The 21,425-nt window shown below is 71.8% G+C and carries 24 protein-coding genes; 7 read left to right on the top strand and 17 right to left on the bottom strand.

The features are described 5' to 3' along the window. The first annotated feature begins 85 nt into the window (after window positions 1-85). Entirely contained in the window at window positions 86-2,752 is a 2,667-nt protein-coding gene (locus tag ACIA8O_RS11885) for an ATP-binding protein (RefSeq protein WP_396293511.1), read from the top strand. Here ACIA8O_RS11885 and ACIA8O_RS11880 read toward each other — a convergent pair whose 3' ends face one another. Further along, window positions 2,753-3,496 carry a VC0807 family protein gene (locus ACIA8O_RS11880; protein WP_396293510.1) on the bottom strand — a complete coding sequence of 248 codons (744 nt, stop codon included), beginning with the start codon at window positions 3,494-3,496 and terminating at the stop codon, window positions 2,753-2,755. Window positions 3,497-3,647: 151 nt separating this feature from the next. Here ACIA8O_RS11880 and ACIA8O_RS11875 point away from each other — a divergent pair, with 151 nt between their 5' ends. Together ACIA8O_RS11875 and ACIA8O_RS11870 are read left to right on the top strand one after the other, a co-directional pair. Next, on the top strand, window positions 3,648-4,610 hold the full coding sequence (locus ACIA8O_RS11875; RefSeq protein WP_396293509.1) for a sigma-70 family RNA polymerase sigma factor: 963 nt from the start codon (window positions 3,648-3,650) through the stop codon (window positions 4,608-4,610). Window positions 4,611-4,739: 129 nt separating this feature from the next. Next, on the top strand, window positions 4,740-5,168 hold the full coding sequence (locus tag ACIA8O_RS11870; protein WP_396293508.1) for an SRPBCC domain-containing protein: 429 nt from the start codon (window positions 4,740-4,742) through the stop codon (window positions 5,166-5,168). Window positions 5,169-5,178: 10 nt separating this feature from the next. Here ACIA8O_RS11870 and ACIA8O_RS11865 read toward each other — a convergent pair whose 3' ends face one another. Further along, window positions 5,179-6,207, bottom strand: coding sequence for a MerR family transcriptional regulator (locus tag ACIA8O_RS11865; protein WP_396293507.1), 1,029 nt, complete (start codon window positions 6,205-6,207; stop codon window positions 5,179-5,181). 285 nt (window positions 6,208-6,492) lie between these two features. Between ACIA8O_RS11865 and ACIA8O_RS11860 the strand changes: the two genes are divergently transcribed. Next, window positions 6,493-7,167 (top strand): Crp/Fnr family transcriptional regulator, encoded by a 675-nt coding sequence (locus ACIA8O_RS11860; protein ID WP_030288117.1) that lies wholly within the window; start codon window positions 6,493-6,495, stop codon window positions 7,165-7,167. 95 nt (window positions 7,168-7,262) lie between these two features. On the opposite strand, the gene ACIA8O_RS11855 is transcribed toward ACIA8O_RS11860, so the two are convergent. The 4 genes from ACIA8O_RS11855 to ACIA8O_RS11840 form a co-directional block, all read right to left on the bottom strand. Continuing rightward, entirely contained in the window at window positions 7,263-8,084 is an 822-nt protein-coding gene (locus tag ACIA8O_RS11855) for an MBL fold metallo-hydrolase (RefSeq protein WP_396293506.1), read from the bottom strand. Next, window positions 8,081-8,266 carry a hypothetical protein gene (locus ACIA8O_RS11850; RefSeq protein ID WP_396293505.1) on the bottom strand — a complete coding sequence of 62 codons (186 nt, stop codon included), beginning with the start codon at window positions 8,264-8,266 and terminating at the stop codon, window positions 8,081-8,083. The genes ACIA8O_RS11855 and ACIA8O_RS11850 overlap by 4 nt, the downstream gene beginning before the upstream one ends. Window positions 8,267-8,360: 94 nt before the next feature. Further along, window positions 8,361-9,206 carry an NUDIX hydrolase gene (locus ACIA8O_RS11845; RefSeq protein WP_396293504.1) on the bottom strand — a complete coding sequence of 282 codons (846 nt, stop codon included), beginning with the start codon at window positions 9,204-9,206 and terminating at the stop codon, window positions 8,361-8,363. 330 nt (window positions 9,207-9,536) lie between these two features. Beyond that, entirely contained in the window at window positions 9,537-9,884 is a 348-nt protein-coding gene (locus tag ACIA8O_RS11840; protein ID WP_396293503.1) for a hypothetical protein, read from the bottom strand. Between the two features lie 273 nt (window positions 9,885-10,157). Between ACIA8O_RS11840 and ACIA8O_RS11835 the strand changes: the two genes are divergently transcribed. Then, window positions 10,158-10,418, top strand: coding sequence for a GntR family transcriptional regulator (locus tag ACIA8O_RS11835; RefSeq protein WP_396293502.1), 261 nt, complete (start codon window positions 10,158-10,160; stop codon window positions 10,416-10,418). Window positions 10,419-10,487: 69 nt separating this feature from the next. On the opposite strand, the gene ACIA8O_RS11830 is transcribed toward ACIA8O_RS11835, so the two are convergent. The 11 genes from ACIA8O_RS11830 to ACIA8O_RS11780 all read right to left on the bottom strand — a co-directional run bounded on the left by ACIA8O_RS11830 (window position 10,488) and on the right by ACIA8O_RS11780 (window position 18,820). Next, on the bottom strand, window positions 10,488-10,748 hold the full coding sequence (locus ACIA8O_RS11830; protein WP_396293501.1) for a hypothetical protein: 261 nt from the start codon (window positions 10,746-10,748) through the stop codon (window positions 10,488-10,490). Further along, complete coding sequence (locus tag ACIA8O_RS11825; protein WP_396293500.1) at window positions 10,745-11,059, bottom strand: hypothetical protein; 315 nt, start codon at window positions 11,057-11,059, stop codon at window positions 10,745-10,747. The genes ACIA8O_RS11830 and ACIA8O_RS11825 overlap by 4 nt, the downstream gene beginning before the upstream one ends. Window positions 11,060-11,405: 346 nt before the next feature. Continuing rightward, window positions 11,406-12,248 (bottom strand): helix-turn-helix domain-containing protein, encoded by an 843-nt coding sequence (locus tag ACIA8O_RS11820; protein WP_396293499.1) that lies wholly within the window; start codon window positions 12,246-12,248, stop codon window positions 11,406-11,408. After that, the gene (locus tag ACIA8O_RS11815) at window positions 12,245-12,913 is read right to left on the bottom strand and encodes a DUF6879 family protein (RefSeq protein WP_396293498.1); all 669 of its coding nucleotides are present in this window, start codon (window positions 12,911-12,913) and stop codon (window positions 12,245-12,247) included. The genes ACIA8O_RS11820 and ACIA8O_RS11815 overlap by 4 nt, the downstream gene beginning before the upstream one ends. 228 nt (window positions 12,914-13,141) lie before the next feature. Then, complete coding sequence (locus ACIA8O_RS11810; RefSeq protein ID WP_396293497.1) at window positions 13,142-13,636, bottom strand: phage terminase small subunit P27 family; 495 nt, start codon at window positions 13,634-13,636, stop codon at window positions 13,142-13,144. Between the two features lie 906 nt (window positions 13,637-14,542). Next, window positions 14,543-14,752 (bottom strand): HNH endonuclease, encoded by a 210-nt coding sequence (locus tag ACIA8O_RS11805; RefSeq protein ID WP_396293607.1) that lies wholly within the window; start codon window positions 14,750-14,752, stop codon window positions 14,543-14,545. Window positions 14,753-14,802: 50 nt separating this feature from the next. Next, a complete protein-coding gene (locus ACIA8O_RS11800; RefSeq protein ID WP_396293496.1) occupies window positions 14,803-15,300 on the bottom strand; it encodes a hypothetical protein in 498 nt (165 codons plus the stop codon). Window positions 15,301-15,302: 2 nt separating this feature from the next. Next, the gene (locus tag ACIA8O_RS11795; RefSeq protein WP_396293495.1) at window positions 15,303-15,551 is read right to left on the bottom strand and encodes a hypothetical protein; all 249 of its coding nucleotides are present in this window, start codon (window positions 15,549-15,551) and stop codon (window positions 15,303-15,305) included. Window positions 15,552-16,155: 604 nt separating this feature from the next. Continuing rightward, the gene (locus ACIA8O_RS11790) at window positions 16,156-17,973 is read right to left on the bottom strand and encodes a recombinase family protein (protein WP_396293494.1); all 1,818 of its coding nucleotides are present in this window, start codon (window positions 17,971-17,973) and stop codon (window positions 16,156-16,158) included. A gap of 227 nt (window positions 17,974-18,200) precedes the next feature. After that, window positions 18,201-18,665 carry a RidA family protein gene (locus tag ACIA8O_RS11785; protein WP_345286959.1) on the bottom strand — a complete coding sequence of 155 codons (465 nt, stop codon included), beginning with the start codon at window positions 18,663-18,665 and terminating at the stop codon, window positions 18,201-18,203. Continuing rightward, window positions 18,665-18,820, bottom strand: coding sequence for a DUF4177 domain-containing protein (locus ACIA8O_RS11780; RefSeq protein WP_345286961.1), 156 nt, complete (start codon window positions 18,818-18,820; stop codon window positions 18,665-18,667). Before ACIA8O_RS11780 ends, ACIA8O_RS11785 begins: the two co-directional genes overlap by 1 nt. A 187-nt stretch (window positions 18,821-19,007) precedes the next feature. Here ACIA8O_RS11780 and ACIA8O_RS11775 point away from each other — a divergent pair, with 187 nt between their 5' ends. Both ACIA8O_RS11775 and ACIA8O_RS11770 read left to right on the top strand, forming a co-directional pair. Beyond that, window positions 19,008-20,066, top strand: coding sequence for an ArsA-related P-loop ATPase (locus ACIA8O_RS11775; RefSeq protein WP_396293493.1), 1,059 nt, complete (start codon window positions 19,008-19,010; stop codon window positions 20,064-20,066). Next, on the top strand, window positions 20,063-21,310 hold the full coding sequence (locus ACIA8O_RS11770) for an ArsA family ATPase (RefSeq protein WP_396293492.1): 1,248 nt from the start codon (window positions 20,063-20,065) through the stop codon (window positions 21,308-21,310). The genes ACIA8O_RS11775 and ACIA8O_RS11770 overlap by 4 nt, the downstream gene beginning before the upstream one ends. Window positions 21,311-21,425 lie beyond the last annotated feature (115 nt).

Raw genomic sequence — 21,425 nt, 5'->3', positions numbered from 1 at the left:
GACGTCGGTCAAGTCCGCCACACCGCCGCGGTGGCGCCGCTAGCCTCGGCCAGGGGGTGCACGGAGAGTCGAGGGGGGACACGGGGTGGGGGCGGAGCGGGAGCGGGCCGCGCTGTACGAACGCGAGGCGGAGAGCGGGGCGGCCGCGGAGGCGGTCCGGGCGCTGGCCGGGCCGGCCGACGGGGAGGACGGGACCGGCGGACTGCTGCTGTACGTCGGGGCGGCCGGGCTGGGGAAGACGGCCCTGCTCGCCGAGGTGCGGCGGCTGGCGAAGCGGGCGGGCTGCACCGTGCTGCTCGCCCGGGGCGGCGAGCAGCGCCGCCACGAACCCTTTCACGTGGTGCGGCAGTTGCTGCAGCCGGTGCTGGCCGGGCTGGGCGAGGAGGGGCAGCGCCAGGTCACCGGGCCCTGGCACGACATCGTCGGACCGGTGGTCGGGCTGGTCCCGCCGGCCAGGGAGCTCGACCCGCAGGGGGTCAGGGACGGGCTGGACTTCGTACTGGTGCGGCTGGCCCGGCTGCTGGAGCCGCTGGTCGTGGTGGTCGACGACCTGCACTGGGCCGACCCGGAGTCGCTCGGCTGGCTGGCCGCCGCCGCCGAGCGGGCCGGGGAGCTCCCGGTGCTGCTGGTGGCGGCCTGCCGCGAGGAGTTCGACGAACTGCCCGGCTGGAGCCCGGAGCTGCTGCGGGGCCTGCGGACGCGGGCCGACCGGGCGCACGTCCTGCGGCCGCTGCGGCCGGAGTCGGTGGCCGGGCTGGTCCGCGCCTCGCTCGGGGACACGGCCGAGGAGGCGTTCTGCCGCCAGGTCTGGGCGGTCACCGGCGGCAGCCCGTTCGCGACCGGGGCGCTGCTGCGCGAGGTGTGCGACCAGCGGCTGGACCCGGTCGAGGTCAACGCGGACCAGCTCCGCGAACTCGCCGCCTCGGCCCTCGGCCTGACGCCGGCCCACTGGCTCGGCAGGCTGGGGCCGAGCATCCTGCGCTACGCCTGGGCGGCCTCGCTGCTCGGCACCGACATCCGCCCGGAGCTCACCGCGGCCATCGCCGCCCAGGGGCCGGAGGCCGCCGCCGAGTCGCTGCGGGAGCTGCGCCGGCACCGCGTGCTGACCGGCACCGCCGACGGCCGGCTGGAGTTCGTCCATCCGCTGATCGCCACCTCGGTCCACCAGTCGATGCCGCCCGCCGTCCGCACCGCCCTGCACGGCGTCGCCGCCACCGAGATCGAGAACGCCGGCCTCGGTCTGACGGCCGCCTCCCGGCACCTGCTGGAGACCCAGCCGGACGGCGACGCCGGGACGGTGCGCAGGCTCCGGCGGGCCGCGGCCGAGCACCTCGCCACCGGCGCCCCCGAGGCCGCCCAGCGGTGCCTGCGCCGGGCGTTGAGCGAACCGCCGGAGCCGGAGGAGCGGGCCGCGGTGCTGTACGAGCTCGGCTGCTCGGCCCTGCTGACCGACCCCTTCACCACCGTGAACCAGCTGCGCCTGGCCCTGGAGGAGGAGCCCGGGCTGCTCCCCGGGGCGCGGGTGGACGCGACCTTCCGGCTGGCCCAGGCACTGGCCCACGGCAACCGGCTGCGCGAGGCCGCCGCGGTCTGCGCCGAGGAGGCGGCCCGGACCGCGCCGGGGCCGGGGCGCGAGCGGCTGGAGGTGGCGCACTTCATGTTCGCGGCCTTCCGGGCCGAGGCGCCGGACGGCCCGGAGCGCTTCCGGCGGCTGGAGCGGTACGGCCGGGGCCTTCCCCCGGGCGGCGGCCCGGCCACCGTCGTGTCGGTGCTGCGCTGCTGGGAGCTGACGCTCCGGGGCGGGGACGCCAAGGAGGCGATGGCGCTGGCCGACTGGGTGCTGGAGGACGGCCGGCTCCCGGCGGAGCTCGGCTGGACCAACACCACCTGGGGCTTCGAACTGCCGGGCGTCCTCGGCATCGCCTGCCTCTACGCGGACCGGGCGGACCGGGCGCGGGCGCTGTTCGAGGAGGCGGTGACGGCCTATCAGGTGGCCGGGTGGAGCGGCGGGCACCTGGGGTTCGCGCTCTTCCTGACCGGCCTGCACCGCTTCCGCTGCGGCGAGCTGGCCGAGGCGGAGGAACTGCTGCGGCGCTCGCTGCGGATCGCCGGGCGGATCGCCCCGGGCACCCCGCTGCAGTGGTTCGCGGTCGGGGTGCTGGCCGACACGCTGCTCGCCCGGGGCCGGCCGGAGGAGGCCGTGGAGCTCGCACGGCGCCACGCCTTCGAGCCGCCGTACCCGGCCGTGATGGTGCTGCCGGACGCCCCGACCCTGTACGGACGGCTGCTGCTCGCCCGGGGCGACACCGCCGGAGCGGCCGAGGCGCTGGCCCGGGCCGGGACCGCGCTGGACGCGCGCGGCTGGCGCAACCCGGTCTGGGCGCCCTGGACCGGCCACCTGGCCCTCGCCCTGCTGCCCGGGGACCCGGCCCGGGCCCGGGAGCTGGCGGAGGAGTCGGTGCGCCGGGCCGAGGAGTTCGGCCCCGACTCGGCCGTCGGCAGCGCGCTGCGGCTCGCCGCCCCGGTGCACGGCGGGCCGCGCGCGCTGCCCCTGCTGGAGGAGGCGGTCCGGCGGTTGGAAAGCTCACCCGCCCGCTACGAGCACGCCCTCGCCCTGGTCGATCTCGGCGAGGCGCTCACCGGGGCCGGGCACCCGGGCGCGGCGCGGCGCCGGCTGACGGAGGGTCTGGCGCTGGCCGTCCGCTGCGGTGCGGACGGCCTGGCCGGACGGGCGCGTTCCCTGGGCGGATGATCAGGCCGTCGAAGCGGCCGACGCCGCCGCCCGGCCGCGCTCGCCCGCGCGGCGCCCGTAGCGGATGGTCCAGGTGATCAGCGCCGCCAGCACCACCATCGGCAGGACGGTGTTCAGGGTGACCATCACCGAGGTGGGCAGCAGGTAGGCGAGGGCGATCCGCAGGACGGCCTCGACGGTGAAGGCGGTGCCCCAGACGGTGGTGATGATCTTCTGGGTGCGGCGGAAGCCGGCGAACTTCCAGAGCCCGTTCCACCACGCGACCGCCCCCGGGGAGCCGTCGGTGGCGAACTTGCGGCCCAGGTAGAAGCAGAGCGGCCGGGGCGCCAGCAGGCTGGCGAACATCACCAGGCCGAACAGGCCGGTCAGGGCCGAGTCCTTGACCAGGATCATCCGGGGGCTGTTGAACGCCAGCGAGCTGAGCAGGGTGAGGGCGAGCAGGGTGAGCGAGAGGACGCCCATCTCGTCCACGTGGCGCCGGACCAGCAGCATGCCGACCGTCTCGGCGGCCGGCCAGAGCGCCGAGAGCAGCAGCGCCGCAGCGGTGCCGACGCCGTGGTCGACCAGCTGGTTGTAGGTGATCAGCGGCAGCACCACGCCGAACAGGACGAACGGGCCCCACTGCCAGAGCACGCTTGCGGCACCGCCCCGCTCGGGCGGCGCCGGAAGGGCCCCGACGGCTTCGGCGGACGGTCTGAGCTGGGACTCGGTCATGGTCTCCCCCGTACGGACGATCGCGTTCATGATCAACAGCCGGGGAGGGTAGCAGCCCGTCAGGCCCGACACCAGGGCGTCGGCGGGCTGAGGTAGCGTCAGGCCCGCCGCACCGCACGGACCTTGGCTCCGCACCGGGCCGCGGCCGGGCAACGGCGAAGAGGCGGCAGGGGGCGGCACGGTGGCGGTCACGGCGGAGGTCGAGCAGGAGCTGGAGCAGTACCGGCGGGAGCTCACGGGCTACTGCTACCGGATGCTGGGGTCGGCCTTCGAGGCCGAGGACGCCGTGCAGGAGACGATGATCCGCGCCTGGCGCGGCCACCGGGGCTTCGAGGGCCGCTCCGCGCTGCGCTCCTGGCTGTACCGGATCGCCACCAACGTCTGCCTGGACGCCCTGAAGGGCCGTCAGGGCCGGGCCCGGCCGATGGACCTGACCAGCCCGGTGCCGGTCTCCGAGGCGTACGGGACCCAGCTGCCCGAGGTCACCTGGATCGGCCCGGTGCCGGACGCCTGGGTGCTGGCCGGGGACCCGGCCGAGCTGGCCGCGCAGCGCGAGTCGGTCCGGCTGGCCTTCGTCGCGGCGCTCCAGCGGCTGGCGCCGCGTCAGCGCGCGGTGCTGATCCTGCGCGAGGTGGCGGGCTGGTCGGCGGCCGAGGTGGCGGAGCTGCTGGAGACCACCGTGGCCTCGGTCAACAGCGCGATGCAGCGCGCCCGTTCGGCCCTGGCGGCGCAGCCGGGCGCCGACGCCGAGCCGGCCAGGCCGCTCGACGCCGACCAGGCCGCGCTGCTGGCGAAGTTCGTCTCCGCCTTCGAGAGCTTCGACCTGGACCGGCTGGCCGCGCTGCTGGCCGAGGACGTCGTGCTCTCCATGCCACCCTTCGAGATGTGGCTCCGGGGCCTGGACCAGTACCTGCTCTGGCTGCACGGCCCGGGCAGCGGCTGCCGCGGCTCCCGCCTGCTCCCGGTCTCGGCCAACGGCGCCCCGGCCTTCGCCCAGTACCGCCCCGACCCGGACGGCGGCTTCGTCCCGTGGGCGCTCCAGGTCCTGGACGTCCGGGACGGGCGGATCACCGGGCTCCACAACTTCCTGGACACCGACCCGCTCTTCCCGCTCTTCGGCCTCCCGCCGCGCCTCGACGGCTGACCGCCCGTCACACGTCGGCACACGTCGCGGCGGAAAGTTTCCTCCCGGGGACCGATGAGTCCGGCCGGGGCCGGCGGTCCACCCCTGCGAGAGGCTCGGAAGGAGCCTCCACCGACCAGGGAGTACGACATGACCGACCTCGGCGAGCTCACCATCGACCGCGTCTTCCGGGCCGACCGCGCGGACGTGTTCCACGCCTACGTCACCCCGGAGCGCTTCGTGGACTTCTGGGGTCCGGAGGGCACCCACGTCCCGTTGGAGAGCGTCACCATCGAGCCGTTCGCGGGCGGGCGCTTCGAGTCCACCATGGTGGTCGACGGGACGGACCGGAGCTTCCCGCTCGACGCCGTCTTCGAGACCGTGACCGAGCCCGAGCTGCTGGCCTTCCGGGTCCGGGGCACCACGATGCTCAGCACGATCCACCTGACCGACCTCGGCGACGGCCGCACCGCCGTCCGGCTGCACCAGACCGACGTCCCCCCGCAGTACCTCGGCCCGCAGGCCGAAGCCGGCCTCAACTCCTCCCTCGACCGCCTCGCCGCCCACCTGGCCGGGTGATCCCCGGGGGTCAGCTCACCGGGACCGGCATCACCAGGGTGGTGAAGCTGCCCTGGTCGGCGGAGCGCAGCAGCACCGGCAGCCGGGGGCCCGCCAGTTCCAGCAGGACGTCCGGGCCGATCCCCGCCTCCAGGGCGGGGCCGAGCACGGCGGGGTCGAAGCCGACCGGCCAGGGCGGCGGGGTGCCCTGGGTGACGACGGGCAGGCCGACGGCGCCGACCGTGAGGCGGTCCGGGGCGAAGGCGAGCACGGCACGGCCGTCCTCGCTCTCCAGCGCGTCGCGGAGGGCGAGCCGGTCGACCAGCACCCGATGGGCGGGAGCGGGGAAGGCGGCCAGCATCTGCCGGTAGTCCGGGAACTCGCCGTCCCGGACCGGCAGCGGGCGGGTGGAGCCGTCGGCGGCCCGGAGCTCGGAGCCCGTCAGCACCAGTTCGTGCGAACGGGCGGCCCAGCGGGCGAGGACGAGCAGCTCGTCCACGTCCAGCAGCAGCCGCCGCGGGGCGCCGCCCCCGGAGCTGCGGAGGGTGCGGAGGGCGAAGCGGTACCGGTCACTGGCCACCAGCCGGACTTCCGCCTCGTCGACGTCCAGCAGCACCCCGGCCAGCTCCGGGTGCTCCGCCGTCCGGGCCGCCGCCGGGGCCACCTGCCGCACCGCCCCGGCGAACTCGGCGCCGGAGAGCCGGAGTTCACCCTCGCCCTGCGGTCCGTCCGGCTCGCCCAGCGCGGCGAGCACCGCGTCCAGCGCCGCCCGGGCCGCGGCGGCCTGCTCGCCGAGCCGCTCCCGGTGCTCCGCCAGCACCGTGCGCGCCTCGCCGGGCGTGCCGTCCAGCACCACCGCGACGTCGGCCAGCGGGAGCCCGGCCTCGCGCATGCCGCGCAGCAGCCGGGCCCGCCCGGCCTGGTCCGGGTGGTAGTGGCGGTAGCCGGTGGCCGGGTCGACCCGGGCCGGGAGGAGGATCCGGCAGTCGTCGTAGAAGCGGAGCGCGCTGGGGGCGAGCCCGGCCAACCGGGCGAAGGCGCTGATGCCGATGAGTTCCATGCGGGTGATGCTCGTCCTTCAGGCGGCTCGAAGGTCAAGTCCGGGGCCCGACCGACCGCCCGACCGCTCGACCGCCCGGCGGGTCGCCGCGGGGCGCCGGCGCCGTTGCGACGGACGGGTGAACGGACGCGCACAGCGGTACCCGACCGGCCGTGATGAGTACAAATGGCCCCGTACCGTACCCCCGGCCAGCACCCCTCCTCATATGATCGGAGCGACATGCGTCATCCTTGGTGATGCAAGTCATGACCGGATGCACCATCCACCACCAGCAGGAGGAAGCACGTGGACGACGTTCTGCGGCGTGCCGCGCTGTTCGCGGCTCTCGATGACGAGCAGGCCGGCGAGCTGCGTGCCTCCATGACCGAGGTGACGCTGGCCCGCGGCGAGTCGCTCTTCCACGAGGGCGACCCGGGCGACCGCCTGTACGTCGTCGCCGAGGGCAAGGTGAAGCTGCACCGCGCCTCGCCGGACGGCCGGGAGAACATGCTGGCCGTGCTCGGCCCCAGCGAGATGATCGGCGAGCTGTCGCTCTTCGACCCGGGCCCGCGCACCGCCACCGCCAGCGCGCTGACCGAGGTGAAGCTGCTCGGCCTCGGCCACGGCGACCTCCAGCCCTGGCTGCACGCCCGCCCCGAGGTCTCCATCGCGCTGCTGCGGGCCATCGCCCGCCGCCTGCGCCGGACCAACGACGTGATGTCCGACCTGGTCTTCTCCGACGTGCCCGGCCGGGTGGCCAAGGCGCTGCTGGACCTCTCCCGCCGCTTCGGCGTGCAGTCCGAGGAGGGCATCCACGTCGCCCACGACCTCACCCAGGAGGAGCTGGCCCAGCTGGTCGGCGCCTCCCGCGAGACGGTCAACAAGGCGCTCGCCGACTTCGCCGGCCGCGGCTGGCTGAAGCTGGAGGCCCGCGCGGTGGTGCTGCTCGACGTCGAGCGGCTCTCCCGCCGCTCGCGCTGACACGGCCCGGCCGGCGCGGCCCCGCTGCTGACGTGACATCAGGAAGGCCCCCGGGACGCGATCGTCCCGGGGGCCTTCCGCCGTCCTGCGGCCCGTCAGATCAGGCCGTGGTCCTCCAGGTAGGCGAGCTGGGCCCGGACCGAGAGCTCGGCGGCCGGCCAGAGCGAACGGTCCACGTCCGCGTACACCTTGGCCACCACCTGCTCGGCCGTCCGGTACCCCGCCTCCACCGCGGTCTCCACCTGGGCCAGCCGGGCGGCCCGGTGGGCCAGGTAGTAGTCGACGGCACCGAGCGCGTCCGCCAGCACCGGGCCGTGGCCCGGCAGTACGGTGCGCACGCCGCGCTCGGCGGCCATGGTGTGCAGGCGGCGCAGCGAGTCCAGGTAGTCGCCGAGCCGGCCGTCCGGGTGGGCCACCATCGTGGTGCCCCGGCCCAGCACGGTGTCGCCGGTCAGGATCGCGCCGTCGGCGGGCAGGTGGAAGGTGAGCGAGTCCGCGGTGTGCCCGGGGGTGCCGACCACCCGGATCTCCAGTCCGCCGACCTCGATCACCTGGCCGCCGCGCAGGCCCTCGGAGCCCAGCCGGTGGGCCGGGTCCAGCGCGCGGACGTCGGAACCGGTCAGTTCGGCGAAGCGGGCGGCGCCCTCGGCGTGGTCGTGGTGCCCGTGGGTGAGCAGGGTCAGCGCGATCCGCTTGCCCTGCTGCTCGGCGGTGTCGACGACCCGGCGCAGGTGGCCCTCGTCCAGCGGGCCCGGGTCCACCACGACCGCGAGGTCGGAGCCGGGCTCGGAGAGCAGCCAGGTGTTGGTGCCGTCCAGGGTCATCGGGGAGGGGTTCGGCGCGAGCACGCAGAACGCCCGGGGGGTGGCCCCGCCGCCGATCCCGTCGGCGGGGTCACCCGGGAGGAGACCGGTCACCGGCCGCCCTCGCTGACCCGGTACAGGCTGCGCAGGGGCAGCTGCCGCTCCAGGCGCCGCAGGGTCGGCTCCTCCGGCACGCGGTCGGCCTCCCGGCCGGCCAGCGAACGGAGCGTCAGCGGACGCGCGGCGAGGGTGTTGTCGGTGAGCGCCGACCGGCGAGCCACGTCGTTGTGGGTCATCGGATCGTCCTTCCTGGGTGTGAGCTGGTGCTTCTCGGTGGATGCGGGCGAGCGGCGTCCGGCCTCCCACGGTCCCGGCGGGAGATCGTGACGGCTACTCGGGAGGAAAAATACCTTCGATAGTCAGCTCTTCATACCCCGGCCAGCGAACTGTCAGCCGATCCCCCGAAGTCTCCGCCCGCCCCAGCACGGGCACCACCTTCCGGTCGGCCCCGGCGGCCACCGCCTCGGCCGCCGAACGGACCGTCAGCAGCTCGCGCTGGACCGTCACGGTGGGCGGCATCATCCGGTAGCGGCCCTCCGCGTAGCCCTCGACCACCTCGGCCGGCGGGAGCCAGGCGACCCGGTCGGCCTCGCCGACGGTCTCGGCCGCCAGCTGCCCGGGCGGCATCGCGGCCACGAAGAACCAGGTGTCGAAGCGGCGCTCCTCGAACTCCGGCGTCACCCAGCGGGCCCACGGCGCCAGCAGGTCGGAGCGGAGCACCAGGCCGTTGGCGGAGAGGAAGTCGGCGAAGGCCAGCTCGTGCCGCTCCATCGCGGCGCGCTCCTTCGACCAGTCGCGCGGATCGGCGGTGCGGGACGCGTCCGGACCGGCCAGCAGCACCCCGGCCTCCTCGAAGGTCTCCCGGACCGCCGCGCAGACCACCGCCCGGGCGGTCGGCTCGTCGGTGCCCAGCCGCTCCGCCCACTCGGCGGGGGACGGGCCGGCCCAGCCGTAGCCGCCCTCGGCGTCGCGCGGGTCCACCCCGCCGCCCGGGTAGGCGTACTGGCCGGCAGCGAAGGCCATCGAGGTCCGGCGGCGCAGCAGGTACGCCTCCGGCCCCTCCGCACCGTCCCGCAGCAGCACCACGGTGGCGGACTGCTTGGGCACCGGCGGGGTCAGCTCCCCCGCGGCGAGGGCCCGGATCCTGGCTGGCCACGACGGCGGCATCGACATCATGGCCGGATGCTACCGGCCGGTGCAGCGCCTCCGGCAGGGGCCGTGGTCATCCCGGGGGCGCCATCCCCTTAAGACATGTCTAGATGCGGGATTGCACCCAGACGTTAGCCCCGCCCGATCGTATGCCGGGCGGGGCCTGGTGGAACTACTTGCAGGCCGAGGACTCGACCGGCGCGGCCAGAGCCCGCAGGATCTTCGCGTGCTCGGTGCAACCGTAGACGGGCCATGCGGGGCCGCTCTGGCGCTCTACCGCGCCGATCTCCTGCACAGTGCCGTCAGCTCGGCCACAGCGGGCGCAGTGGCCCGCAGGGGGCTCGGGGTTCTCGGTCATCACGCGACCCGCTTCCCGGTCAGGGTGTGCGGCTCTCCGGTGGTGATCTCATCGAGCCAGTGCAGCGGGTCCGGCAGGTCCATCTCTGCGGCGAACAGGGCGGCTCTGCGGCGGCGGCGGCGGTCGTCGGCTTCCCGCTGCAACTCGAACTCGATGATCTTCCGCCAGCGCGTCTCCGTGTCCGCGAGATGGAAGTTCCGCGCGGCTTCCCGCTGCTCCGGGGTCATCCGCTCGAACGCGAGCAGGTGTCCGCGCACCAGGACGGGCGGCACGGTCAGGCGCAGGTCATCGAGCGGGACGGGCTGGACGGGGGCACAGATGACCCGCTTCGGCACGGTGAGGTTCACGGGCTCGATAGGGGCGCAAATCGCGACGAAGGGCCGAGGGCGGCGGTGTCGACCTCGGGCAGGCAGGGCGAAGCGCAGGGCTGCGTGCAGGGCGCAGGCGATAAGGTGTCGCATGTCGGCAGCTCCCAATAGCTGTGCGGACATGAACCCCGGAGCCGGTCCTAAGCGGCGCCGGGGTTCTTTCGTGTTCCAAGATAGGGCCACTCCTCTAAGTTCTCTACTCACTCACCCACCTAAGTAGATGGAAGCGGATCATCTCTCTACGCTGACGCCATGCCTGACCGCCCCCGCCGAGTGCCCCCGTATCGTCTCGCCGCTGCCGAGTTGGCCGCTGAGATTCGCAGTGGTGCCTACGACCAGGGCGAGCCGTTCCCGTCTGAGACGGTCCTGATGTCCCGGTTCGGGATGGCCAACATGACTATCCGGCGTGCGCTTGAGGTGCTGCGGGAGGAAGAGGGGCTGATCACCACGCGGTGGGGCAAGGGGTCGACAGTCGTTCCACCCACTGACCGTCCGGAGCCGAAAACGAAGTAGGCCCCGCCCCACTGGGTTCACCAGTGGAACGGGGCCATGCGTCAGACAGCCGCTTCGGTCAGCAGTCGATCACCGAGTCGGTGGGTTGGGTGCGTCGGCCAGCAGGTAGTCGAGCCGGTCGCTGCTCAGTGCGTCGCGCAGGGCTGCCAGTTCGGCGCGAGTACCGATCACGACGGCCCACGGGTTGCTGATGTGCGCCACGGCGATCCTGCGGTCTTGTGTCGCGGCGACCACAAGGCCGTGCACGTCGCCTTCCTCGCCCTCCGGCTGTTCCACGGCTTCCCAGTGCAGCCCGAAGTGTCCCTGCGGGTAGAACTCGACCACGCTCACGCTTCCCCCTCTCCAGCCGGCGGTTCCTCCGACATCTTCATCTCCACTTCGGCCCAAATGGCCTGCCATGCAAGCCTCTTGATGTGCCCCATCCGATCGCCCCGGCCCAGTACTTCGAGTGTCGCCAGGAGCAGAGCCTCGTCGGGCTGCTCGGCAATCCGCAACGACACCCGAAGGTGCCCCTCCTCGGTCCAGGTAACCGACGGCGTACGCCGGTACAACCGGCCAAGTTCCTCGGCGATCCGCTGAGCCCGCGCCTTGGCCACGTCACGCGGCGATGGCTTCCCGCCCTCATTCATGTCGTCAACCACGCTTAGCTGTACAAGAGTTGGAGTCGCTCGGCTGGTGATCGGGCGGGAGGCGGAGGTACTCGTGAAGGTTGTGCTGCGTCGGCCCCGGAGGGAAGGGCGGAAGCGCTGCCCGGAGCGCTGACGGCGCTGCACCGAGGTCAACAAAAGGGGCTGGGGCGCGCTCGCCCTGCCCTGCCCGGCACTCCTCGCATGTCTTGATTCTGCGGGTGGTGGTGCTCGCCGCCATACGGGCCGCTCCCTCGGACTGGTCAGAATCGGTGACCAGCACGCTAAGCGCCCGAGAATCACTGATGAGTCGATGATTCGCGAATATTCCAGCGAACGCGACTGAGGCTCGCGGGGATTCTCAAACCGCTCCGAGTGCTCGGCGGCACCGCGCGATGACCTTGTGCGCATCCGCGCCGTAGACAGCCGCGTCGGCGAGTGACTCCCATACGCGCAGGTACAAGGCCACGGTGTCGGGCTGGTCCAGCCAGAGTTCGGCGTGCCAGTCCTCCACGATGGCGAGCCGTTCGTCATAGAGCCAGAACCCGTTGGCCGGAGGCAAGTTGAGGGAGGCGTTGAGTGGGACAATGCCCAGGCGCACGGTGTCCAGCCCGATCACGCCGGTGAGCCGGTCGAGTTGAGCGGCCATCACGGCCGGCGGACAGACCAGAGCCCGGAGCGCCGCCTCCCACATGATGATCTGGTACTGCTTGCCCGGCTGGTACAGGCTCTCTTGCCGTCGAACGCGGGAGCGCACGGCATCTTCGACATCGCGCGGTGATTGGTGAAGGTCGACGTAGGCACTGAAAACGTGCCGGGCGTAGTCGGCTGTCTGGAGCATGCCGACGACCATGGAACCCTCCCAGGCGCGCAGGACAGTCGAACGCTCGTACTCGACCGTCAACCTGTCCTGCACCGGCCGGTGCCCAGCCGCGAGCTGCCGACGCCAGGAACGCGACTGCGACTCGAACGCCCTTAGCCTGGCTTTCAGTTCGGGTGCAGCCTGCGGCTGACCAACGCCCTCTGCCCATGCGTTGAGGTCGTCGTGGGTGGCCGTCTGTCGGCCGGTTTCCAGCTTGCTGACCTTGGACTGTGGCCAGCCCAGACGGTCGGCCAGTTGCCGACCCGTGAGACCGCCCTCGGTGCGCAGCTCGCGAAGCCGCAGACCGAGGGCGATTCGGGCCTGTTGGAAGTCGGTGCTCACATGCCGGACGGTACCTCAGCGCCGAACGCTCGGTGCGGCGTGGCGAAATGCCAAGCGGCGTCCCGCACCTGGCAGGCGCGAGCCACCTGCACCGGGTCGGTGATCAGCTCCACGCCGGTGATGTCGTCGTCGGCGTCGAAGTGCAGCAGTGCGATCACGCGCGAGTCGAACAGCCAGGCATCTTCGCGAGGAAGGCCGAGCCGGTCGGCGTCAGCACGCCACAGGTACCGGATGTCTTCGCCGACGGCACTGTTTCGCTCGGCGTTGTCGAGTAGGTACCGCTGCCCCGGAGTGGGCGGGTTGTCCATGATCCTGACCCGCTCGAACCGCTTGCCCAAGGCCACCTGCTCACGTCGCGAACGGCACCACGGGTCGTCCAAGTCCCATCCGGCGGCCTGCCCGGCGCTGAAACGACGGTACGTCTCTGTCTGCTCGTCAGAGCGGTACCGGTGGCGAGTCTCCAGCCGGAAGGCCGTGTGCTGGAAGCTCTCGAACATGCCGTCGAACTCGTCGAAGCTGATCAAGACTGGCTCCCGGTCCACGTCACGCGGCGCGAAGTCGGCGAGCAGCACCCGCGGCACGATGACGAAGCCTTCGCCGGGCTTGGTGTTACGGAGTTGGGCCACTTCATCGGGGTCGGTGACCGCGTCGCCCTGCACCAGCACTTCCCCAGTCTCAACGTCCTCGTAGAGCGTTGGGCATCCGTTGTTCCCCGAGTTGCTTCCGATGTACCGCAGTCGTCGGCTCACAGCCGCTCCCCTCACCGTCGGACAGGCTGGATCAGGATGCCTTGGTATCGCCCCACAGCGAGCGCGGATTCTCGAATATTCTCCCGAGACGACGAAAACCCCCGCACCGACCCCACGATGGGGAGGGTACGGGGGCCTTCGCTGTCAGTCCCAGATGTCGGAGTCGTCGTCTGGCTCTGGTGCCGTGATGGCGACGCGCGCACTCGGAGATAGCCCCAACTCTCGGATGTAGCGGGCAAGTTGGGAGCGGTATTGTGCGGCGATGGTGGCGGCGCCGTTCTTCACGGTCCCGCGCTCGGCGGTGACCATGAGGCCGCGCTCGGAGAGGTCCCGCTCGGCTTGGTCGATCCGGGCGACGCAGACGCACAGATCCTTGACGGTGGTGTGGTCCACCTCGCCGAGCCCGGCCGCGATCTCCAGCACGGGCACGATGCGCCGCCACTCAGCGGACGCTACCTGACGGCAGCGCCGGTTCGCCGCGCTGATCTCGGGGTCCGGCGAGTCCCGGAACACCTCGCCCCAGTCAGGCTCGGCGAGAACGGCGCGAGGGACGACCACCCCCTCCCTGATTTCGGACTTGGACGGGTTCCCCTCGCGGGCCCGTGCGACAGCCGGCCGAGGCCGGTAGCGATCCGCCATGGTCTCCCTTCGCCGTGCTGGCACCGGAGCACCCAAAAATGGCTACAGCCCCGGCGTGAGTTTTTTGCCTCCCTGCCGTGCTCTCTGGGGAGGGAGAGGGGGTCACCCCCCTGGTAAAGCCGCAGGTCAGAGCCTTTTTGGCTTGACTTGCTCCGCTGCCCAGCCTCCGGGCTGGTGCTTGGCGGTCTCGCGGTTGTGACACTGCGTGCACAGCGGCCTGAGCCTGTGCCACGCGTCGGGATCGGACACCCCGTCAGCGAGCAACTGCCTTCGGCTGCGCGGGAAGTGGTCGGCTACGGTCGCCGCTCGGCCGCAGAGCAGGCACCACGGGTGCGCGTAGATGTACGCCTTCCGGATGCGCGGCCAGCGAGTGCCGTACGCGCTGGTGCCCGGCGTCTCCCGGTTCCTGGTCGCCTCACGCTCGTGAGCGGGGCAGCGGCCACCAGTGGTCAGCTCGGGGCACCCGGGGACGCTGCACGGGGGTCTCGGCTTGCGGGGCATGCGGGCCTCCGATCAGTCCCCCGATATGCCGTCACTCGCCCCCGCCGCAGGTCTTGTCAGTTGCGCTGTGTAAGGCGCATCCTGAAAGTGCCTGTGGGGCGTGTCGCCCGAACGGTGGGTGGCTTCCGTGTTCCGAGCCAGGATCAAACTCGGAACTCTCCATGTAAGGGGAGCTATCAACCGAGAAAGGTACACGCATATGGAGACGCTTGACTGCGTAGTAAATTCCGGAACGATTGTCATCTGGATTTGCGTAATCATTCGCCTGGTTGCCCTGCGAGTTAGATTTGCACTCAATGGAAAGCCGAGTCCCCGGCGCACACGTAGGCCGGTGAGGTGACTCTCATAACCCGTTGGGCGACCGGGTGACCCGGGAAGAAGTACGAAGCGCGAGCCACCCGGCCTTCACATGTTCAGAAGGGCGTATTTGCCGCTCTGTGGCTTGGGTGTCTTGGCCTTGTGGCATGGGCGGCACAGGGGCCAGATGTTCGAGTCCACGTCCTCGCCGCCGAGAGCGAGCGGAGTCCGGTGGTCCACGTCCACGGCGGACGGTAGGAAGTCGACCCCGCAGCCCCCGCAGGTGGCCTGGCCGGCGCGGCGAAGTTGCTTCCGCAGGCGTGCGGCACTGGAGTTGCCCCCGCTCGGTTGGAACCCTCCCGGCAGTGTCAGTCCGACGCGTCGAGGTAGGCGTTCCGCTTGGACTCCAGTTCCTCCGCGTAGGCGGCCCCGATCGCGGCAGCGGCATTGTCCACCGCGCTGGTGATGTCCTCGATGATGCGCAGGCCGTACCAACGCTGCTCGGGCACGGTGCGTACTTCGCCCAGTTGGGACTGGGCGTTCTGTGCGGCAGTGAGGATCTGCTCACGCTTGTACCGCTCGGCACGGTGTGCGACGTACGCCTCGAACCACGGCTCTGCGGTGAGGAGTTCAAGGAACGTCGTATGGAGTTCGTTGCCCCGGTCGGCACGCTCAGCAGCCTGTTCCTGCCAGGTCTTGAGGAACGCGCGGTCGTACTTCGCGGCCCGTTCCGCGCGGCGGGCCTGTTCGGCTTCCTGGGCGGCTGCCAGTGCGGCTTCGGCTTCGGCGAGCGGAGCGGCGAACTTATCGGCCTGGGCGCGCAGCTTGGCGAGCTTTTCGGCGGCTCGGGTCACGTCGTGACTCATAATCAGTTCTCCTGGCTGCTCGGGGCTGACATGTTGCGGCCGAGCTGCGCGGCGGCGCTCTTCGCCGCTTCGTAGTAGCCAAAGGAGAGGTGAGCGACGGCCCCCATCTGGTCGTACTGTTCGGGGCGGTTGCGCTTCATCTCGGCAAGCTGCTCCATGGCAGAGCTGTACTGGAAGGCATCGGCGCGAAGCCGGAGCCGCCGTGTGTCACGGTCCTCGTACGAGTGGGGAAAGCTGCTGGGGTTGATCACGGTGCTACCTCCGGTGGCGGCTGTGTCGACGGCACGGTTCCCGCTGGTGTTCCAGCGTTGTCTGTTCTGCTTCCGGGAATGGTGGGGACGGACGGTCACCCGCGGGCCGCTGATTCGTGCGGGTCGCCCCTGGGTCGACTCGGTCCGTTCCTTCCTCCGGGAGTAGTAGGGACCGAGGGATTCCCGATCGCCCCCGGGGTGGTGAAGGTGGTGGTTGAAGGGTATTTTCTAGGTTCTCTTGAGATGTCTATAGAGACCTAGAAATAGGGCTTCAACCACCACCCTCACCACCCCGCTGTAGGCGCATCCCTGCGGCTCGGCCGAGGGACTGGCCGAGGTCGAGCAGCGCGTGTGGGCTGTCCTCGCCACGGTGCAGGCCGAAGGCTGGTCCGCGGCAGCCGAACGGGCATGGCGGCACCCGCTCGCCCGGGAGTGGTACCGGTGATGGTTAGAGCCCTTTTTCTAGGTCTCTTTAGACATCTCAAGAGAACCTAGAAATTGAGCTTCAACCACCACCGGTACCACCCCTGCTGTGGGGCGGGAAGCACGAAGCCCCGGCCGGGCACGGGGCCAGACCGGGGCTGTACGGGGCTCTGAGAGGGCGTCAGGCCGCCAGGGTCACCCCCTTGCGCCTGGTGCGCTTGGCGGGCGTCTTCTCGGGTTCCTCGGGCCGGGGCAGGATGATCCGGAGCATCGGCGGACCCTGCACCTCGCCCTCGGGCTCGGCGAGCCGGACGGACGTGCGCTCGGCCGGGACGGTGGCCGCCGCGGATTCGACCGCCGGGGCCTCGGGACGGGTCGGGTCGCCGTCGACTGCTCCCAGCACCTCGGCCGTCGGGTCGTCGGCGATCTCGGCCGTCACCGTGACGCGTGCCTCGGAGTCTCGGCCGGGCCGGATCGCGACCCGGACGCCGTGCTCGATCAAGAGTTCCCGGCGCCCCTGTACGTCCTCGCGCGCCCACCGCTCCGCGACGGTCTCGCCCGTGGGGATCGTGATCCACCCGCTGGGCCGCTCGGGCAGCGATCGCAGGGCTTTGATGTCCGCGGTGCACGCCTTGAACTGCGTCTCGAACCGGGCGAAGTCCTCGGGTTCGTCGTAGATGCCGACCGCGCGGTCCGCCAGCAACCGGGCCTTGACCGCCTCCAGGGTGGCGATCTCGGAAGCGAGGTTCGTTCCCGGGTCGTACACCCGGCGCATGATCTCGCCAGCGCCGAAGCGGGCGAGGAACCGGGTCTCAACGATCTTGTCTGCGGTCGGCCCGGCCATGATCGGCGCGGGCGTGCACATCTCCGACCCCGGGATGCCTCGCCGCCGCCCCTGACAGGTGTAGGCAGGGACGTACTTGCCATTGGCGCGGCTGCTCCCGCCACGGACCATCCCGTTGCCGCAGTTACCGCAGTCGGCCAGCGCCGAGAGCAGAACGGCCCGGTTGCTGAACCGCCGGGTCGCCTTCACCTCGGGCGCGAGCTTCCGCGACTCCGGCCGGATCTTCGCCTTGAGGGCCTCATGGGTGGCCCTATCCCACAGCTCGGGGGCGATCCGGACGGGCCGGCCCGTCTCGGCCGAGAGCTGGATTCGGCCCTTGAGCATGTGCAGTCCGAGGGCGTTCTCCCCGCAGAGGATCTGAGCCAGGGTCTTGCGGTGCCACACCCCGCCCTCGGGCTCCCGGCCGTACAGCACGGCGAGGCGGTCGCTCGGGCACATCACCCCGGCCCGGTTCAGGCGGGCAACCTCGCCGTCCACGGTCACGCTCCCGGTGGTGTCCGACAGGATGCGCCGGACCACCTCCAACAGCACGGTGTGCGCCTCGGTGTCGATCACCCGCTCGACCAGCGCCGTCGGGGTGGCCCGCACGTGCATGTACCCGTACGACGGGGGCCCGGTGACCCGGTGCGCCTCCACGGCGCGTTCGGCACCGTCGCGGTTGCGCTTCTGGATGTTCCGCAACTCGGTCTGAGCCATCATCAGCCGGAAGGTGAACTCTTGCTCCTGAACGGCGTCGGTCAGGTCCCAGATGCCCGGGTGGTCCGCGGTGACCAGCATCCGACCCGTGGTCCGGATCAGCTTCTCGGTGTTGAGACCGTCCTGAACGCTGCGGCCGAACCGCTCGACCGAGGACCCGGCGAGGCCGTCGTGCGGACCGTTCTCCTCCCGCAGCCACGGACCCAGCTCGGGCCGGGTAACCGCGTCCTGGTCTCCGGAGATGTCCCAGTCATCGGCCCAGGCGATGATGTGCCCGCCGATGGACTCAACCGCCCGGATGGTCAGGTCCGCTTGCTTCATAGGACTGTCGCTCGGGTCGTCCGAGGACACCCGGGACAGTCGCCGAAGCCCTACGAAGCACTTCCCGCACCCGTCGTAGGGGGTGGTGGGGGCCGCGACGCCCTCCAGCTTCCGGGCCGTCTTCTTCCTGCGCGCCATGGTGCGCCCTCCCTCGCGTTGTTACGCGTGGTGGGGACCGAGCGATTCCCCGCGGCTGCCGCTCTGACATGCTTTAAGCGACCTACGCGGGGGCGCGGGGAACTGCGCGAACCGGAAGGCGGCTCACCTGCAACTGAGGACACGTCAGCCAGTTGCAGGTGCTGCCGTCCCCCAGCGCGCAGTTCCTCGCGCCCCTGAGGTCCCTGCCCCACCGAAGCTGCGCAGCGTCAGTCGCGGACCCGGACCTGGAACTCGATCTCGACCGGCGCGTCCAGCGGCAGCACCGCGACGCCGACCGCCGACCGGGCGTGCACGCCCGCCGCGCCGAGCACCTCGCCGAGGAACTCGCTGGCCCCGTTGATCACGCCCGGCTGCCCGGTGAAGTCGGGGGCGGAGGCAACGAAGCCGACCACCTTGACGACCTGCTCCAGCTTGTCCAGGTCACCGATCACGGACTTGATCGCCGCCAGGCCGTTGAGCGCGCAGACCTGCGCCAGCTCCTTGGCCTCCTCGGCGGTGACCTCGGCGCCGACCTTGCCGGTGCTGGGCAGCTTGCCGGCCACCATCGGGAGCTGACCGGCCGTCAGCACGTACTCGCCGGAGCGGATCGCCGGGACGTACGCGGCGACCGGCGGCACCACCTCGGGGAGGGTGAGGCCGAGCTCGGCCAGCTTCTCCTCGACCTTGCCCATCAGATCTTCTCCCGCTTCAGGTAGGCCACCAGCTGCTCCGGGTTCGGGCCCGGAACGACCTGGACGAGCTCCCAGCCGTCCTGGCCCCAGGTGTCCAGGATCTGCTTGGTGGCGTGGACGAGCAGCGGCACGGTGACGTATTCCCACTTGGTCATGGGCCCGACTCTAGTGCCATGTCACCTGTCGGCCGTCGCCCGCCGGCCGTTCTCCGTCAGGGGTCACCCGTCCGGGAATCCCGGCATCGGCGGCGGAGGCTGGTTACCCTCGCGGGAGAGCACCTTTGGCGACGGCAGCACCTGACGCCGGCTGACGGCCGGCACCCGAGAGGCACGGAGGCGGAGCGTGGAGCAGCAGGACCGGCACGGCCCGGACTGGGAGGGGGTCCGGCTCCACGTGGTGAGCGGCAAGGGCGGCACCGGCAAGACCACCGTCGCCGCCGCGCTCGCCCTGGCGCTGGCCGCCGAGGGGGGCCGGACGCTGCTGATCGAGGTGGAGGGCCGGCAGGGCATCGCCGAACTGTTCGGGATAGCCGCTCTGCCCTACGAGGAGCGGAAGGTGGCCACCGTCTCCCCCGCCAAGCTCGGGCTGCCGGGCCGCGGGCCGGCCGGCGAGCTGTACGCGCTGGCGATCGACACCGAGCAGGCGCTGCTCGAGTACCTCGACATGTTCTACAAGCTGGGCATGGCCGGGAAGGCGCTGCAGAAGGTCGGCTTCGTCGACTTCGCCACCACCATCGCGCCCGGGGTGCGGGACGTGCTGCTCACCGGCAAGGCCTGCGAGGCGGCCCGCCGGAAGGGGCCGGACGGCAAGCGGGCCTACGACGCGATCGTGATGGACGCGCCGCCGACCGGACGGGTCACCAGGTTCCTCAACGTCAACTCCGAGGTGGCCGGGCTGGCCAGGTTCGGGCCGATCCACGGACAGGCCCAGGCGGTGATGCGGGTGCTGCGCTCGGCCGAGACGGCGGTGCACCTGGTGACCCTGCTGGAGGAGATGCCGGTGCAGGAGACGGTGGACGGCATCGGCGAACTGCGCGAGGCCGGTCTGCCGGTCGGCGGGGTGCTGGTCAACACGGTGCGCCCGCCCGTACTGGACGCGGCGGCGGTGGCGGCCGTGGACGGCGACCACCGCGAGGAGGTCGCGCTGGCCCTCGTCGAGGCCGGTCTCGGCGGGCGCTCCACGTCGGCCGCCACCCGGCGGGCGGCGGTGGAGCCGCTGATCGGCCCGCTGCTGGAACAGGCCCGGGAGCACGCCGAACGGGTCGAGCTGGAGCGCGAACAGCGCGCCGCAGTGCAGCAGTTGAAGCTGCCCACCTACGAACTCCCGCTGCTCGGCGGCGGGGTGGACCTGGGCGGGCTGTACCGCCTGGCCGGCGAGCTCAAGCGGCAGGGGGCGGCATGACCGGGCTGGACATCGACGCGCTGATCGGCGACCGGGCGACCCGGATCGTGGTCTGCTGCGGCTCCGGCGGGGTCGGCAAGACCACCACCGCCGCGGCGATCGGCCTGCGTGCGGCCGAGCAGGGCCGCAAGGTCGTGGTGCTGACCATCGACCCGGCCCGGCGGCTGGCCCAGTCCATGGGCCTGACCGAGCTGGACAACACCCCCCGGGTGGTCAAGGGCGTGGACGGCAGCGGCGAACTCCAGGCCATGATGCTGGACATGAAGCGGACCTTCGACGAGGTCGTGATCGCCCACGCCGACCCGGAGCGAGCCCGGACCATCCTGGAGAACCCCTTCTACCAGTCGCTCTCGGCCGGCTTCGCCGGGACCCAGGAGTACATGGCGATGGAGAAGCTCGGCCAGCTGCGCGCGGCCGAGGAGTGGGACCTGATCGTGGTGGACACCCCGCCGTCCCGCTCGGCGCTGGACTTCCTGGACGCGCCGAACCGGCTGGGCTCCTTCCTGGACGGCAAGCTGATCCGGATACTGACCGCCCCCGCCAAGGTCGGCGGCCGGAGCGCGATGAAGTTCCTGAACGTCGGGATGGGCCTGGTCACCAGCACCCTCGGCAAGGTCTTCGGTGCCCAACTGCTGACGGACGTGCAGACCTTCGTCTCGGCGATGGACTCGATGTTCGGCGGCTTCCGCGAGCGGGCCGACCGCACCTATCAGCTGCTCAAGGCACCCGGCACGGCCTTCCTGGTGGTCGCCGCCCCGGAGCGGGACGCGCTGCGCGAGGCCGCGTACTTCGTCGACCGGCTGGCCGCCGACGAGATGCCGCTGGCCGGGCTGGTGCTCAACCGGGTGCACGGCACCGGCGCACCGCAGCTCACCGCGGAACGGGCGCTGGCCGCCGCCGAGACGCTCGAGGAGAACGGCTCCAACGGCAGCGGTTCCCCGGGTAACGGCTCTCGGGGCAGCGACTCCCATGGCAGCGGCCCCGACGGCAACGGATCCCCCGACTCCGACGGGGACGCCCGTACCGATCACGACGTGGCCGCCGAGACGCTGGCCGCCGGACTGCTCCGGCTGCACGCGGAACGGATGCAGGTGATGGACCGCGAGCGGCTCACCCGCGACCGCTTCGTCTCGGTCTACCCGGACGTGCCGATGGTCGAGGTGCCGGCCCTGCCCGGTGACGTGCACGACCTCGACGGCCTCCGGGCCATCGGTGCGCGATTGGGCGGCGAGCCGACCGACTGACCGTCAGCCCGCCTCTGCGACACGCCCGTTGAGCACCCGTGCCACCGGCACGGCGGCGCCCAGCGGGCGTACCCCCACACAGCCGTACGGACCGATCGCTGCCCGGGCTCCCCCA

Source organism: Kitasatospora sp. NPDC051853, from assembly GCF_044452665.1.
Taxonomy (GTDB): domain Bacteria; phylum Actinomycetota; class Actinomycetes; order Streptomycetales; family Streptomycetaceae; genus Kitasatospora.
Note: the sequence above shows the minus strand (reverse complement) of the source record. Positions and strands in the feature narration are given on the sequence as shown.

Bases quoted from the DNA above. Each gene is read 5' to 3' on its own strand.
- ACIA8O_RS11835 (WP_396293502.1), top strand. From the start codon at position 10,158: ATGCCTGACCGCCCCCGCCGAGTGCCCCCGTATCGTCTCGCCGCTGCC.
- ACIA8O_RS11845 (WP_396293504.1), bottom strand. From the start codon at position 9,206: ATGATGTCGATGCCGCCGTCGTGGCCAGCCAGGATCCGGGCCCTCGCC.
- ACIA8O_RS11770 (WP_396293492.1), top strand. From the start codon at position 20,063: ATGACCGGGCTGGACATCGACGCGCTGATCGGCGACCGGGCGACCCGG.
- ACIA8O_RS11870 (WP_396293508.1), top strand. From the start codon at position 4,740: ATGACCGACCTCGGCGAGCTCACCATCGACCGCGTCTTCCGGGCCGAC.
- ACIA8O_RS11865 (WP_396293507.1), bottom strand. From the start codon at position 6,207: ATGGAACTCATCGGCATCAGCGCCTTCGCCCGGTTGGCCGGGCTCGCC.
- ACIA8O_RS11785 (WP_345286959.1), bottom strand. From the start codon at position 18,665: ATGGGCAAGGTCGAGGAGAAGCTGGCCGAGCTCGGCCTCACCCTCCCC.
- ACIA8O_RS11850 (WP_396293505.1), bottom strand. From the start codon at position 8,266: ATGACCCACAACGACGTGGCTCGCCGGTCGGCGCTCACCGACAACACC.
- ACIA8O_RS11790 (WP_396293494.1), bottom strand. From the start codon at position 17,973: ATGGCGCGCAGGAAGAAGACGGCCCGGAAGCTGGAGGGCGTCGCGGCC.
- ACIA8O_RS11810 (WP_396293497.1), bottom strand. From the start codon at position 13,636: ATGGCGGATCGCTACCGGCCTCGGCCGGCTGTCGCACGGGCCCGCGAG.
- ACIA8O_RS11800 (WP_396293496.1), bottom strand. From the start codon at position 15,300: ATGAGTCACGACGTGACCCGAGCCGCCGAAAAGCTCGCCAAGCTGCGC.
- ACIA8O_RS11780 (WP_345286961.1), bottom strand. From the start codon at position 18,820: ATGACCAAGTGGGAATACGTCACCGTGCCGCTGCTCGTCCACGCCACC.
- ACIA8O_RS11880 (WP_396293510.1), bottom strand. From the start codon at position 3,496: ATGAACGCGATCGTCCGTACGGGGGAGACCATGACCGAGTCCCAGCTC.